This window comes from Alistipes putredinis DSM 17216, from assembly GCF_000154465.1.
Lineage (GTDB): Bacteria > Bacteroidota > Bacteroidia > Bacteroidales > Rikenellaceae > Alistipes > Alistipes putredinis.
Genome location: NZ_DS499577.1, coordinates 987,068 through 1,001,349 on the forward strand (window position 1 = coordinate 987,068; position 14,282 = coordinate 1,001,349).

A 14,282-nucleotide genomic window follows, 5' to 3' on the forward strand; every position below is an offset into this window, starting at 1 on the left:
TGTTAGTTTGTTGATAATGCAAATTCCGGGAATGGGAGCTCCAGACCGAATGTGCAGAGATATTCGGCTTGTTTTTGCCGGTTGTCCTCGGCAATTCTATCATCGATGTAAGCCTGGCATTCGCTCTTGAGCTGGTCGAGCCCGTCATCACCGAAGAATCCCCAGCAACTGTCCAGAATTTCCGTGTCGTCATCTTCCGGCGTAACCTGAAATCCGTACACTTCACCATGCAGGTATTCATTGTACGTGTCGATTTCATTTTGGAGGTATTCCTCGATTTTCTTGCGGCGGGATTGCGTGAGCACTTTCCAGCCGTATTCCTTTTTTACCTGTTCAACACTGACCGCCACAATCCCGAACCATCCGCTGTCCCATCGGCACGAGAAGGGGCCGGATGAAATGCTGAGACCACTATGGTCATAGAGGAAAAGGTTCAAAGCGACATGTTTTTGCAGGAATGATTTCCGAATGTTTCCGGGACGGCCGTCGCATACTTCGTCGAAGTCGAAATGTTCGTCGAACTCCTTTTCGGGACGGTAACGCCGGTGTGCCGTGTAGAACGTGCCGAGGTTGCTCCACTCGCGCGGACTTTCGGGGCAGTCATCGTAGTAGATATTGATGTGGTGTCCTTTATAGGTTATTTGTTCGTATCTGTTCATATCAGTATGTATAAGCAGTTTCCAACTCGCTTTCGTAATTCTCGAAAGCTATAAGGTTCTCTTCGTCCGTCACCTCCTGATCCCAGAACAGTTCGACAAAACGCTCTATCACATCCCGCATGGCGCGGGTGTATTGTTGGAGGTATTTTACGGCCCTCGTGCGCCGATCTGTCGTTTCGTATTGCATGATGATTTATGATTTTGATTGTTCATTCAAATGTCGTTTCGATAGTCGAGCAGGTATTGCTCGAAATGGTTCTCACAAATGATCTGGTTACGGTCGATGTCTGCGGAGAAATCATCCCACTTGTAACCGTAATCTTTCAGTAATTCTTCTTGCTCCGACCGGCTGAAATCCGTCACGTCGATTTCGCCTTCCCGCCAAAGCATGTTGTCCGTTGCGAATTTCCGGACCTCGGACACATTGTGTGCATCACGCAGAAACTCCGTCGGGTATCCGAGATACCGTTGGTGTATCCGGCTGGACTCAGTTTCAGCACACGGCAGTAAATCCGGGTGGCAGGTATTCGGCTCGCAATACCAGAATACCGTATCTGATATTTTCAAGCAGAATTGCAGTTGGTCGGGATCGGTGCATTGAATGTCCGGGTTAAGAAGCCGCCTCATGCGATTTCAAATTGTACCGAGAAGTGGAATTCTTTTCGGAGGTGAACAATTTCCGCCATTGTTACAGGGTCTTTCCCGTATGGATAGAAGATTGTGAACTGGCGTGTCAGGCACCGGATGCCTTTCTTTCGCAGTTTGTACAGCAGGTACGCCCTGCGTCTGAGTTGTTTCTTATTCATTGTCGTTACATTTTTAGAGGATACATAACGATGCGACTACCGATGTGGGGCATGACTTTATCCGTTCGATGTATGGTCGTCCGGAAGGATCCTGAAGCACGGCGTGTAGCCAGCGCCTCAGGATCCTGTCAAGGAAGACGAACTGAAAGTTTTCGGTCCATCACATCAAGCCTGCCAGGCGATGACGGCTTACTTCCTACGCCACTGGGCCATCTTCTTTTTGATGTCGATGCCGTTGTCGTCGAGCATCTTTTTCAATACGGCAAGCAGGCGCCAACCATTGCCGTTCTTATACTCTTCGGCCTTGGCCGAGAGGAATGCGAGCGACTGGTATTTGTCCAGCCGTCGCCCGCTGTCGTCGATGGCCGTACAGTTGTGAAAGCGGATGAGGTTTTGCATGGTGTAGAACGCGCCGGCACCTTTGTAGGCATCCACCCACGCCTTGCTTTGGGGCGTGGCGTGCTTCATCTTGAACCGCTTGTCGTTGAACTTCGTCACGGCATTGTAAAGCTGGGTGGCATTTTTAGCCGCTTCGATATGGTAGGCCGCAAGCCGCAGCGGGCTGTAGAGTTTGGAGTTCAGGTCCTGCACGAAGATGTTGTGGCTGCCGAAACGCTTGTAAGGAATGCCCTTGCATCTCTTGACAGGCAGGCCCTCGACATGCGCTTTCAGTTGTTCGATGTAATCTTCCGCCATAGCCGTAGCGACCTTGACGTTGAACCAGCGGTTCCTGTCCGCGAAGTTCTCGGGGTCGTTTCGCTCCATCTTCTGTTGGGCACGCAGTTCGTCGAGCAGCATCTTCCACTGGTACTCATAGCCCAGACGGTGGATCATCTCCGTCACGCCGACCGGATTCCAAGCGCCGTAGTCCTTGTAGGAGAGCATGTGGAACATCTGAGCCATAACCCAGCGGCGGAACAGACGGCGGTTGGGTACGGTTCCCTTTTCGAGGATGTAATCGAAAATCGGGTCGTTGTCGTCCAGAATCGACAGTTTGCCGTTCTTGTTCGAGGCGACATAATCACCGCCGTTGGCTCCCTGCATGGCAAACAGACAGCTCACGTCCACGCCGACACTGCGGAGTGCCTCGATGCGTTCGTGCGCCGTCTTGGGCAGTTGTGCCTGTTTGATTGATGCCGCAGGGTTTTCTGCGATGGTAACTTTTTTGCCTGCGATGGCAAGTTCCGTCCCGCATGTCGGGCACGTAACATTCGTCTCTTGTTTTTTCTTCATGATTAAATAGTTGATTGATTATTATTCGGCTCTACCCATTGTCTGAGTATTACCAGGTCCTTGTCTTCTTTGCTCTGCCAGAACCACCGGCCGAACTTCTCGGGATTCCATTTGAAGCCGCCGAGCAGTTGGCTGAGGATGAATAGTTCCAGCTCGATTTGTGATTTGTCGCGCCGCTCTCCATAGAGCATGTCGTCATCACTCAATTCTCTTTCCGGTAATGCCATGAAATAGCGGCGCGATGTACTCTCGCTGCGTTCCGACGGAATCGAGTGCTTGTAACGACGGTACAGCTCTTCCACTTTCGAGAAGAACTCCTCTTCACTGCAATGCGGCACTCCGAGAACGCCTTCATATGAGCTGTTCCGGATGACGTACTTGCCGTCCACTTTGAGGCTCCGCATTTGGAAATCAACCTTGAAACGCGCCCCGTTTTCTACGGCACTGACTGTTTCCTGATAGATATTGTCCATAGCTTCTACGAATTGGTTATGTCCGTTCTCCTGAAGGCGGGAATGCTCAGCTTCAGGTTGTCGTTAATCAGGAATTTCCTGTCGCACTCGCAAATGATGTGGGTGTCCGTTACCCGCTTGATTCTCCGTGTAACTTCATCGTGGGAGGTATATGGCCGCCCGTCCTTGGTTCCGTTATCTATATCTCCCGATATATGATACCAGTTTCCGATTTCAATGTCTTTTACGTTCATTTTTTATCTGGTTAAATTGTTTGTCATTAAATGCACTCGAATCGCTGACGCATGGCTTTATAGCTCTGATAAATACAGTAGGTCCTGGATCCAGAACCAGGTAATCGCCTGGTCAGGATCCAGGTAGAATACTGTATGTTAAATTCGATTCCTCGTGCAAAATCGAGCTGCGTTGCCCGTAAGTCTCAATCAGGCCGGCACATTGCTTTATCAGTTCGATATGAGCAGCTATTCAGCTACGGACCTTGTCCACAGGCATCTAATCAGATGCCTTGGACTACGGTCCTTGATGTTATTAGCTGCACCATTAAACTCCTGACCTTGACCTTTTCACTTTGTGCTAAGTTTTGCCGTTCTTAGGATTGCGGCACGTTGCTCTAATAGGTCGATGTGCGCCGCGATTTGAAGTCCGGGCAGCGACGTCGTGTTCCTGATAGTGAATAACGACGTCATTGCCGGGACTTCATTGCTTGCGGCACGCTGATTCTTGTCCCCTGAACCGCAGTTTTCCGTGCTGAAAAAATCTCATTCGGACGGTACATTCCTTTATTTTCCTGATGTTCGCTGCTCTGTTCTGCTGGCCTGGGATTCTCCTCCATCCACTCGGATGGAGGGAAGCTCTGGCCGCAAGTTCAAGAGCTGCACAACTGAAATTCCGATCTCGACTTTTGTAGCTGTGTACTCAGCTTCTCATGATTCTCTGAATATCGGCACATTGCTTTATTGTTTTGATGTACGCCAGTTTCGGAAGCCGGATGGTCGCCGTCGTATGACGTTAGGGATACGACGGCGCCGGACGGGCTGTATCGAAACTCGGCATGTTGAATCATATTCCTTGAATCACCGCGCTTTCGTGCTAAAGGGGAAGTTCTCATAATGACAGACACATTTCTTTACTTGCATGATGTTGCCCGCGAGAGCCCAGCTCTTGAGGAGTCTGAAGGTGATGGTCCGATCACCTTCAAGACTCTCGATAGAGCTGGGTTACACGCGGGAATCTCAAATCCATTCCTCGAACTTCTGCTGATGTGTTTCAGTTCATCGGATGTCAGGCAGGCGACACATTTCTTTACGACTTCGATATATTACAGGAGGAACCAGAACTCACCGATCCTCGCCGGTTGTTAGACCGGCGAAGATCTATGCGTTCTGGTCTGCCATCCTGTAACATTGAATTTTGCCTCTTCATCCATTTACCGTGTGTTCGGTATATCCTATAATGATGCTACCAGCGTGTTGTACACAGCCCGACTTGTCAGCAGGGCATTCCTCATGCAACCAATCGTCAGATAGCCGGGGATGTTGCCTCCGGTTTTGGAACGGTTCGCTTTCACATTACGCCCACGCCCCCGGACAATACATCCGTCAGACTTGTTTCTGACATATCCCAGACCTCCGACTTTGCGTTTACCGGTTGCGACTGCCCGCAAACAATCCATGGCAAACATATTCAGTTCGTCAAGGTCTTTCCGCACGTTACATACGGGAAGAATCTGTGTCGCCCAACTGAACTCGCCGTTGCCCTTGTACAAATAGCGGTTCACGGAATTGACTGCCTTTGTCAGCGTCGTATTCCGGTTGCGAATCGTTCGTCGTTCGATTTCCTTTTGGAAGGTTTTGATACGGCTGGACGAGAGAGAAATCATTTTGCCCTTAATGCTGAACCCGAGGAATTTGAACCAGTGGTCAGCGGTCAAATATTCCACCTTTTTCGGATTGAGCTGCATGGATTTCTCAGACAGTCGCTTCCGGAGCAATTTCATCGCCTTTTCGTAGTCGGCGCCGATGAAAAGCATATCGTCAGAATAGCGTACATAGTAGCCATTCATCTGCGAGAGTTCTTCATCGAGGTCATACAGGAGCACATCTGCCAGCCAGCTTGCGACGGCACACCCTTGTTTGAGCGATTGGTATTTCCTTTTGAGGCAGTTATCCTCGTCGAAATACAGGTCGGAATGATAGTATTTCCGCAGCACGTCGATTAAAGCGGAATGGCCGTACTTGGCTTCTACCTTATCGAATGCCTCATCGATGAATTGAATCGGTACGCTGTCGAAATATTTGGAGAGGTCGGATTTCCAGCCCAAAACTCCGTTCTTTGCAGCGTTCACGATCTGATGACTGACCTCGGTAACCACTCGGCCGCAACCTATTCCTGTCTGGTAGGACTTGCAGGTCTCGTGGAGCATTTCAGGCATCAAGTCAAACAGGAGGTCGTTGGCGATACTGAGTATCACACGGTCCATCGGCTCGTTTACATACACTGTGCGGAACTCGCCGTTGTCTTTGGGGATTTGAGCCGTATGGGGCGGAGAGATTTCATACTTTCCCAGCATCATGGCTTCAGCCATTGCCAGCCGGGTATGTTCGTCGGTCAGCCGGATGAGCTGGTCTTTCCGGATGTCTTTGCCCACACCTTTCTCGATTGCTTTCGTCCATCGCTCGATGTCGAAAAACATTTGCAGAATCTTTTCTGCCATATTATTACTCATTTTATTTGTTCCTCCTTGCATACGAGTACATCCCCGACAATGTAGTCGGACAAGCTCGGATGATTCTCTTTGAAAATGCGTGTAGCCGTTGGGTTGTGTTTAAGACCATGCACCTTTCCTTCCTCATTCACGACCATGATTTCCGTGTCATTCAGAAACACGAGTTCGATGTCTCCTCCGACTATTGCCTGCATTTCCTCCAGCTTAAAGTCGGTTCCATTGGCAGGTTGCACCGGTTGGCGCGTCCCATCGGTTTTAATAATTTCAGCCATTTATTTCTTATGTGTAAAAGTTATTATTGTCTGACCGTCATAGCCGCATTGCACTTTCAGCCCGAAAGCCTCGGCATCGGAACTGATGCAGCAGATGTCCCAGACGTTCAGTTTGCCTGCACAGGTTATGACGGTATTGTTTTCCGAGATATGCGGTGATTTGCCTTTCAATGCAGCACCGCCGGATATTCCGCGCAGGATGATTCCGCGCTGATGTGTTGTAAGTTCTTTCGTTTCCATAGGCAAATCGGAATTTGTTAAAGAATAGATGCTATCCGAATGTTCCGGCGGAATTCGGGCATATTTTTTTGTCGGTACACGTTCAATTATCGCATACCGGTCATCGGGTTCAGAACCCGAAACAAGGGGCGCACGGTGCCGTCAACACACGGATTCCGACCCAGACGAGCACGAGCAAGCCTGCGACGAATACCGTATTCAGAATGGCATCCTGCCGTTTGCGGGCAAAGGCGATTATCTTTTTCATGACTTTGATTATTTCGATTATACATTTTGCAATCGGGCACAAAAAAGGCACGAGTTCTCGCCCGTGCCTGCACCGATTATTTCTCACTACATTAAGCTGCCGGCGTCGGGGTCGGCGTCAGTTGCGGCATTTTGATGATACGGCAGCCCTCACCAATGAGCACACGATATACTCGGACGAGGTTGCGCCCGCGAAAACTGCTAACTGTTACACTTTGCACACCGGCTTCGCCCAGTCGTTTCAGCATGGGTTTGGCAGCTTTGAGATGTTTGAAGCAGCCGTAACTCTCGGTTCCGGCATTGTTATATACGTCTATCATATTTTTACTGCATTAGTTTTTTTAGGAATTTCCAAGCCTGCGGGCTATACCTCCGGCACACGAAATTTTCCAGAGGTTCTGTGCGTTCATAGCCGCAATTCAGGCATAAATACCGCACGAATTTGTGCGTGATGAAGTACAGCATCCCCGTTTCATGGCTTTTGCAGCGGTCGAAATACGGGGAGATGCCGAGCGCAAAGTGGGCAGAAAAATTTTCCGCCACTTCATTGAAAGCGATGAGTTTGTACATGACCGGATACGAAAAGGACAGCGCACATTTTCTGCACGCTGTCCGGCTCTGATTATATCGGGTTCGTTATGCCGTTACGCTGCAATCGCTACGGTTTCAGCTCCGTTTCTCGGTTTTCTGCCACGTCTGCGGGCAGGTTGTTCCGCCACCGTTTCGGCAACGGTTACGGGTGCCGCACTTTCGGCGGTAGCTTGTTCGGCAGACTGTTCGGTCTGCACCTCTTCGGGCTGTGCGGCGTCTTTGGGCAGTTCCACACGGAAATTCAGTGCCTCCATGAGTGCTTTGGTGGCATTGTGGATGTACTTTTTGCGGTCACGTGCCGAGCGTTCCAAGTCCTTTTTGGTCGGCATTAACCCGATTCGTGCCCATACGCTTGCGTCGAGGTCGAAAACTTTGACCGTAACGCCTGCGGAGGTGCGGATGATGAGCCGGTGCGGAGTTCCTGCACGGAGTTTCGAGCGGATACCGTCGTTCGATTCGCGGAGCAGCGATTCTTTGGTCTTCACTTCCCAGAACGTAGTCACCACGTTGCGCAGCACGCGGAACATTTCGTCCTGCGTTTTCACGGTCGCTTCGTAATCGGCACCGAAAAAGTGCATAGCCGTGTTCTTGCCGTCCTTGCCGGCATACTCGAAAATCACACCTGCGGCATTAACTGCCATGTTTGCAAACTGTTCTGCATTTAACTTACTGATTGCCATAATGATAAATTTTTGTGAATTTCTATGCAATAGTGCATATTGAGGGCACTGCGGAATCGAACCACACGTTCTACGGATGGCAAAACGGCACGACCTGTGCGTGCCCAAAAATCGCACGCTACCTTTCACCCGATAGCGTGCAGATTTCATCTCAATTTGCACCTCACTAAAACGTGCCCTATACTCGCTATTTCGGAAAAAAGCCCTATATTTGCATTGTTCACACACAAAAGCAGTTTTCCGCTGTCATGGCAAGCCCGACATACTCCAATTTCCGACGGGTGCTTCTTTGGCACGTCCCCCGTCTTTTCCAACGGGGCAGCTAACATTCGGGCGGTTGGCGGCTGGTGATTGTGGGCATAATCTCGGCAATGCCCTTTTCTCAAGCTCCGTGCGGATTGTTTTTACCGCATAGCGATTTTTATCTCCGGCTGCGCAAGGGCAGACTTATGGCATTATTTTATCGCCTCCCTTTTCCATACGACTCTCGCCCTCCCAAAATCACGGGCTTTGCGTATGCGGACAAAATACACGTATTTTGACCGTTCCGACTTGCTACATTGGTTTGTAGTCCTGCGCGGTGTGGTTGTTTGACACCCTCTTTAATCGCTCCAAAGCGAACAGGCGAATTTTCGTTTGTCCGAGCCACGAAAACAGGTTTCCCACAAAAAAGGCTCTTTGTTTCTCGCTGTTGCGGTTTTCGCTGTCTGTTTCTTATTTACTGACTTTTTTTTGTTTTTACTATTTACAGACTTTCGGCGTGTGTGCCGTTTTTGAAAGTCTGTATATTTTTTGTTTCTGTTTTCCCCGTCTGTTTGTCGGGGCTGTTTCCCTTTCGGGTTCAATTCAACTCTAAAACAAATTTTTCAAACCGCAAAATTTTTTTTCGTCCGATTGAGAAAAACGGCTCTAAAATGAGAGTGAACGCCCGCGCGCGATGGCTATTTTTATTCGATTGAAAATCAATACATTACAAGAAAGTGGAATTTTTTTTTCAAAAAAATATAGGGTTCAACGTTCAAAAATGGACTGAAAGAAAAACTATATATATTGATAGTCAATTATTTGTTAGTTGATAACCGTCTAAAAACAAGGGCGAAAAAAAATTTTGCTTTCAATCCGAAAGAAACAAAGGTCTATTTATAGACTTTTAGTTTCACTTTTCTACAAAGTGAAGGAGTTAAGACACTGAATAACAATACACTAATAATTTTTGAAAAGAACGGGGTGGGTACTACCCCCAGTGCGGATTCGATACGCGCCCTACGGCCTGATTTTCAAGTCCCGTTTTTGGCTCTGACTTTTTTGTTCAAAGTTTGGCACAGTTTCGGGGGATTATTCGTTCAAAACAGAACAGGATTTGTAGCGGGAGAAGCCGTCCGGTCATAGACAGACTTTGCAAGAATCCATTTACCCGCCGGCTTTGCATTATCGGATCCTCTTGACGATTGTCATTTCATATTATGGCAGACACGGTTATGCGGAGAATCTTGTTTATTAAAACATTCCAAAATGGGGCATTAAAGCAGACGGTCGCATATACAGTCTTGCATAGAAATTTGTGCGCTAATGAATTATCGAATTTTTTGTCGAAACTTTTATTAGGTTTCCCTAAAAAGAAAATTGATAATTTAAGCCCGCATTTCCCCGATAATCTTTATCTTTGCCTAAAGTAAACCTGTATATAATTTATAGATGCAAATACCGGATGAGTAAAAGCAAGTCGGCAATCCATGATTTCTTCCGATGTTACAGACCGAAGAATGAGACACATGAACTGGCCATAGCGCAGTTTTGTGCCCAGCGACGCTTTGTCGTCTCTATCGACGCGACACCCGACAAACGGTTGCCTGTAACATACGAAGAGTTCCGACAATGGTTCGAGACGGATACGCCCCGACGCGGTGATGTCGTGAACCTTGTGGGGCAAGGGATTTCAGGGATTGTCGAAACAGTGGGCGTAAATCAATCCGTGTGCCTGTACGTCTCGATCAGAGGTGATGAACTGGACGTTGCTTCCGGATGTTTCGACTATACCTCGTTGGAAATCGCCGACAAGGAGACGGTTCTCCGCCTGCAACGGGCTCTTTACAGGGAAGGGCTGGTCTGGAACCGGTGGCGCAACAGACTCAGACCGCGCGAAACACCCAAAGAGAATGTCCAGTACCAAATCAGCGTATTGGGTCAGAAAATCGGTTACGGTGTGTTTCGGGAAATCGATGCCAAGGGACGGATTGTCATGTACTGTATGAAACTGGAAGACGGTCCGGTGCGTTATTCGCTGCGGGAGGTTGTCGGCCCGGCAGAAGATTACCAGTTGGAGCCTATCAACGTGGGACAGCGTGAGGAACTGGCGAAAGAGCTGGAAAAGGCCGGTGTCCTTTGGAACGGGTTTTACAAGCGGATCGAGCCGGTCAATTATCTGGCTCCGGCAGGAAAAGGCTACTACTACCTGGACGAGTTCTGGGAGGTATGCAGGACTATCGAGCAAGGCAAGACCAAAGGTGCGAAGTATTTCAATAACGGGAACTATTCCCGGTATCGGGAACCGATGGAGGAACTCCGGAGGTATCTTTTGAACGAACTGGGTGTCGGTCCTGTTTCCCGTTCTGAAGAGAGCGTGTATTATTACCTGAAAGAGTTCTGGAAGGTTTGTAGGACAACGGATAAGGGACGACGGAGAGATATAAAGCGGGCCAGATCCGGTAATTATTCCACGGATGAAGCGAGTATAAGAGAACTTGCCTTACAGTTACAGGAGAAACGGAAGGAACAACTGTCCCGTTATCCGTTAAAGGGATAAATTGAATTATATAACAATGATTGATAAAATTCTTGACTTCATAAAATCTTTGTTTTCAATCTATTGGAAAACAAGACCATTTAGGGCTTTCATAACACTGGACACATTAGTTTTGGTTGGGTTCAGTGCTCTCAAAATAACATATAATGTTACTTCCGGAAAACATTCATGGGGGATTGAGGTGACGCAAGGTGAATATAACTGGATTATAGTCATAATTTTAGCTATCATAAATATTCCTTTTGCTATTTGGTTGATAAATGATTTACTAAAAGCAAAGTTAGAATTATTACAAAAAGTTCAATATAAGGTAGAAGTCGGATATTTTTTCGAGGGAAATGTAGAGATGTTATCTCCTACATTTGAAGAAAAAAGAATTTCATACAAATTAAAGGAGCAACCAAAATCATTGGCAAACAACCCTTTATTAGGGATGTCGCCATTTCAAATTGCTATTGCAGATTTCCAAAATATTAACCGCAATGTAGTTCAAGCCACTTCTGTTCAAATAGTTCGAGGCGAGATAAATAAAAGTTTCTATCCTATTCAGTTTTATTTGGAAAATATCGGAATACCTTCGTTAAAATGTTTTGAAATAACATTTTACTTCGGAAATGACGTAACTGAAATCCGAAGCAATAATAAGAAGATGAATAGTGTGTTTGGAGTTGAAATTCCCCATCCATCATCAACCTACATCGATGAGGAAGAAAAAAACGTACTTTTGAAAGGCAGAGACTTGCTGGTAGGTAGTAATAATATTGCGACTAAACCAATATTTGTAAAACCTGTTTATCCAACGGAGAAAATAACGGTACATTGGAAACTATTGGCGGATGAGTTTAATCAAACTGGAAGTTTTGACGTACCAGTATCTTACGATATTAGAGAAAAACATGAGAATCGCTATGTAGATACTCCAGACGAATTGCAAAATGACATAGAAACCATTTGTGATTATATTGAATCAATTACTTGAAATTCAAGAGATAGATTTAAGTTGCCGAGAAATAACTCTTTTGGATTTCTGTATCGGTATTCTCTATCTTCTTCTAAAGAAGAAGCAAGGTGGAGGGTATAAATAAAGCACTTCCGCTACGCTCCAGTGTTTATTTATACCCTTTAATGCTCACCCCTAAAGGGGTTCGCTATGTTTTTCTTTCAGTAGATAAAAAGAAAAGTAAGATAGTAGTATAGTATATATAATATATTACTGCATCTTACTTTTCTGTATTTATAGAACCGGAAATAGTTATCGGTCAGCCTCCATCGAGTCTTTTTCTATGCCTGTAGGTTTGCTCGAACTTCTCCCTGAAAGCCTTTACCTGCTCCTTGGGTAGGTAGCGGCGCACCTCGCCGCAGAGCCGGTCGTACTCCTCCAGAGGAAGCGTGTCGAGGTCTGCCATTTCAATCTCCACGTCCGGATGTAACCGCCGGAAATAGAATCCCGCCGCCTGCGCATATTCGCCTTTGCAGGCCCGGCTAACCGTCTTGACGGATGTTCCGGTGATTTCGGCGCACGACTGCATCGACTTGAAGATGGCAACCAGTATGCGCGTGTGTCCGAACAGTAGCACCTGTTTCGGATGCCGGAATGTACTGTTGCTTTTCCCTTTGTGTTTCATACGGCTTTCATTTTACGATGCGTTGCAGAATGCGGGCGATGAAAGAAATGTTTTCCGTGTTGATCCATTCTTTGGCTACGTTCCACGTCAGCGATTTCTCGAAATTGAGGTTCTCTTCCGTAAGGACATGATACGACAAGCAACCCTCCGTCGGTTTGAGCCCTTGGCCATGCAGTTCGCACAGCCCGTTTTTCCAGAATATGCAGCCGTGCTCCGTCTGATGCGCCTGCACCATCAGTATCGGGAACGGGATGGCTCCGACCAGCATACCGACAGCCCAAAATGTAATCCGCAATCTTTCTTCGTATCCGGCCTCTATCAGCCGCCAGATGTCCTCCGGCGTGCCCAGACAGGGCGTCAGGCATTGTCTCCGGCAACGGGGACAGTCGCAACTCACGGGATAGCGTCCCGTGGCTCTTGAAATCTTGTCGATCAGTTCCTTGCTCATTCTATTACCTCCGTTTCTTTTCCGGCATTGCCGTTGTTCCACAATTCGATGATTTTCTCCCGTCCGAGCAGTGTCCACCGTTTCCGGGTACCGAACGCCCATCGTTTTTGCGTTTTGGGATTCGTCCAATAGTACGGCACGTCGATTTGCCACTCCCGGTATTCCGGCAGGACGGCCCATTGCTTTTTCACGAACCGGCAAATGCCGCTATCTTCCAGAAATTTACTCATGCGGCTGGCAGAGATGCCGATTTCACGGGCGAGTTGCGTGGGTGTAAAATAGTCCGCGCCTTCCGTCAGGTGGCTGTACGGATTTTCCACCCGGCGGCGTCCTGACGGTAGTTCAGGGCGTTTAGGCGGCTCCCTGTTCCATAGTTCGAGAATCTGGTCACGGCCGATTTTGCTCCACCGCTTCCGTGTCCCGGCGGCATGGCACTTGCCGGTGCGCAGGTTGTTCCAGTAATACGGCATGTCTATTTGCCAGCTCCGGTATGGCATGAACGCCACCCACTGATTTTTAGAGAATTTGCAGATGCCTTTCTCCGCGAGGAACTGGTGCAACTGCCGGGGCGTCGTGTTCAGTTCCTGCGCAAGCCATGTCGTCGAGTAGAAATCCCGTCCCTCTATCAGGTTATCGTAAAACTCCACCTTGTAGGAATCGGCGTCGATTCGTTCCTGTTGCAGGTGTATTTCGTGGCGTTGGGCGACAATCAACTGCTGAGCCTCGTCGAGGCTTTGCGGCACGGGAAGGTTTTCGGTAGTGCCCATACCGCTTTCGGACCGTGATTCCAGCGTGGCATACCCCCGTGTCATCAGTTCGTTGATTTTCGTGTTGCACCATTGCGAGAACTCCGGCGACAACTGGCGGGCGAACTCCATCGCCAGCTCTTCATCAATCCACGTGGCTCCGTTGTTACGGCCGCGCGTGGTGAAAATCTGACTGTCGAGACTTTCCGAGATGCCCTTCTCAACCAGATGCTGGCGATAGCGGACAAAATCCGCCTTGCGCAGTATCTCTGCCGGCAACACGCCGAAGCTGCGGGCCATCTGTGTGGCGTTTATCATCATCTTGTTGTTCGCGGCACGGAAAGAAATCGGATGGTCTTGATAACTGAACACCACATCTTCCTGCTGCGCGGGTTGCGTCGCTCTGGCAGACTGTATGGCCGCGTCTTCGAGCAGTTCGTTCAGCCACGTCTCCACTGCGGCGCACTTCTTTGCCGCGATGGAGTTTTCGCGCCGCATAGGCCGGATCAGCTTATAGACGTCGTAAGGGCTGATGGCCCACATCTCGCGTCCTTTCTTGCGGAACGGAATCTGAATACTGGAGGGCAACTGGCGGATAGCCGCCTTGTCGGTCAGCATCTCCTCGCGCCCCAATACTTTGCAGAGGTCATGCAGGTTCACCCATGCCAAGGTTTTGTCATCGTTGAACAGCACCCTGACCGGGTACTCTTCACATAGTATCGCATTGCTTTTCAT

General features: G+C 48.4%; 17 protein-coding genes. 2 read left to right on the top strand and 15 right to left on the bottom strand.

The features are described from left to right. Positions 1-2 precede the first annotated feature (2 nt). The 12 genes from ALIPUT_RS04800 to ALIPUT_RS04860 all read right to left on the bottom strand — a co-directional run bounded on the left by ALIPUT_RS04800 (position 3) and on the right by ALIPUT_RS04860 (position 7,925). Positions 3-659, bottom strand: coding sequence for a hypothetical protein (locus ALIPUT_RS04800; protein WP_004328609.1), 657 nt, complete (start codon positions 657-659; stop codon positions 3-5). 1 nt (position 660) lies between these two features. Continuing rightward, positions 661-846 carry a hypothetical protein gene (locus ALIPUT_RS04805; RefSeq protein ID WP_004328610.1) on the bottom strand — a complete coding sequence of 62 codons (186 nt, stop codon included), beginning with the start codon at positions 844-846 and terminating at the stop codon, positions 661-663. Positions 847-872: 26 nt separating this feature from the next. After that, the gene (locus ALIPUT_RS12750) at positions 873-1,049 is read right to left on the bottom strand and encodes a hypothetical protein (protein WP_155813745.1); all 177 of its coding nucleotides are present in this window, start codon (positions 1,047-1,049) and stop codon (positions 873-875) included. A 605-nt stretch (positions 1,050-1,654) separates the two neighbouring features. Beyond that, positions 1,655-2,698: a hypothetical protein gene (locus tag ALIPUT_RS04820; protein WP_004328613.1), complete on the bottom strand. Its 1,044-nt coding sequence runs from the start codon at positions 2,696-2,698 to the stop codon at positions 1,655-1,657. A gap of 2 nt (positions 2,699-2,700) precedes the next feature. Next, entirely contained in the window at positions 2,701-3,171 is a 471-nt protein-coding gene (locus ALIPUT_RS04825; protein ID WP_004328614.1) for a hypothetical protein, read from the bottom strand. Between the two features lie 5 nt (positions 3,172-3,176). Beyond that, positions 3,177-3,404: a hypothetical protein gene (locus ALIPUT_RS04830; protein WP_004328615.1), complete on the bottom strand. Its 228-nt coding sequence runs from the start codon at positions 3,402-3,404 to the stop codon at positions 3,177-3,179. 1,214 nt (positions 3,405-4,618) lie between these two features. Continuing rightward, on the bottom strand, positions 4,619-5,884 hold the full coding sequence (locus ALIPUT_RS04835) for an RNA-directed DNA polymerase (protein ID WP_040293218.1): 1,266 nt from the start codon (positions 5,882-5,884) through the stop codon (positions 4,619-4,621). Between the two features lie 8 nt (positions 5,885-5,892). Next, positions 5,893-6,168: a DUF3846 domain-containing protein gene (locus ALIPUT_RS04840; RefSeq protein ID WP_004328618.1), complete on the bottom strand. Its 276-nt coding sequence runs from the start codon at positions 6,166-6,168 to the stop codon at positions 5,893-5,895. Beyond that, positions 6,169-6,408 carry a hypothetical protein gene (locus ALIPUT_RS04845; RefSeq protein WP_004328619.1) on the bottom strand — a complete coding sequence of 80 codons (240 nt, stop codon included), beginning with the start codon at positions 6,406-6,408 and terminating at the stop codon, positions 6,169-6,171. 109 nt (positions 6,409-6,517) lie between these two features. Then, positions 6,518-6,655 carry a hypothetical protein gene (locus ALIPUT_RS12755; protein ID WP_004328620.1) on the bottom strand — a complete coding sequence of 46 codons (138 nt, stop codon included), beginning with the start codon at positions 6,653-6,655 and terminating at the stop codon, positions 6,518-6,520. A 91-nt stretch (positions 6,656-6,746) separates the two neighbouring features. Next, the gene (locus tag ALIPUT_RS04850; protein ID WP_004328621.1) at positions 6,747-6,974 is read right to left on the bottom strand and encodes a hypothetical protein; all 228 of its coding nucleotides are present in this window, start codon (positions 6,972-6,974) and stop codon (positions 6,747-6,749) included. Between the two features lie 324 nt (positions 6,975-7,298). Continuing rightward, a complete protein-coding gene (locus ALIPUT_RS04860) occupies positions 7,299-7,925 on the bottom strand; it encodes a hypothetical protein (protein WP_004328624.1) in 627 nt (208 codons plus the stop codon). 1,708 nt (positions 7,926-9,633) lie between these two features. Between ALIPUT_RS04860 and ALIPUT_RS04865 the strand changes: the two genes are divergently transcribed. Together ALIPUT_RS04865 and ALIPUT_RS04870 are read left to right on the top strand one after the other, a co-directional pair. After that, positions 9,634-10,728 carry a hypothetical protein gene (locus ALIPUT_RS04865; protein ID WP_004328626.1) on the top strand — a complete coding sequence of 365 codons (1,095 nt, stop codon included), beginning with the start codon at positions 9,634-9,636 and terminating at the stop codon, positions 10,726-10,728. A 16-nt stretch (positions 10,729-10,744) separates the two neighbouring features. After that, positions 10,745-11,707: a bromodomain-containing protein gene (locus ALIPUT_RS04870; RefSeq protein WP_004328627.1), complete on the top strand. Its 963-nt coding sequence runs from the start codon at positions 10,745-10,747 to the stop codon at positions 11,705-11,707. Between the two features lie 280 nt (positions 11,708-11,987). Here ALIPUT_RS04870 and ALIPUT_RS04875 read toward each other — a convergent pair whose 3' ends face one another. Genes ALIPUT_RS04875 through ALIPUT_RS04885 form a run of 3 tightly spaced genes read right to left on the bottom strand, consistent with a single transcriptional unit; the run spans position 11,988 to position 14,282 of the window. After that, positions 11,988-12,353 carry a hypothetical protein gene (locus ALIPUT_RS04875; protein WP_004328628.1) on the bottom strand — a complete coding sequence of 122 codons (366 nt, stop codon included), beginning with the start codon at positions 12,351-12,353 and terminating at the stop codon, positions 11,988-11,990. A 7-nt stretch (positions 12,354-12,360) separates the two neighbouring features. Next, a complete protein-coding gene (locus ALIPUT_RS04880; RefSeq protein WP_004328629.1) occupies positions 12,361-12,801 on the bottom strand; it encodes a hypothetical protein in 441 nt (146 codons plus the stop codon). Further along, complete coding sequence (locus tag ALIPUT_RS04885) at positions 12,798-14,282, bottom strand: KilA-N domain-containing protein (protein ID WP_004328630.1); 1,485 nt, start codon at positions 14,280-14,282, stop codon at positions 12,798-12,800. The genes ALIPUT_RS04880 and ALIPUT_RS04885 overlap by 4 nt, the downstream gene beginning before the upstream one ends.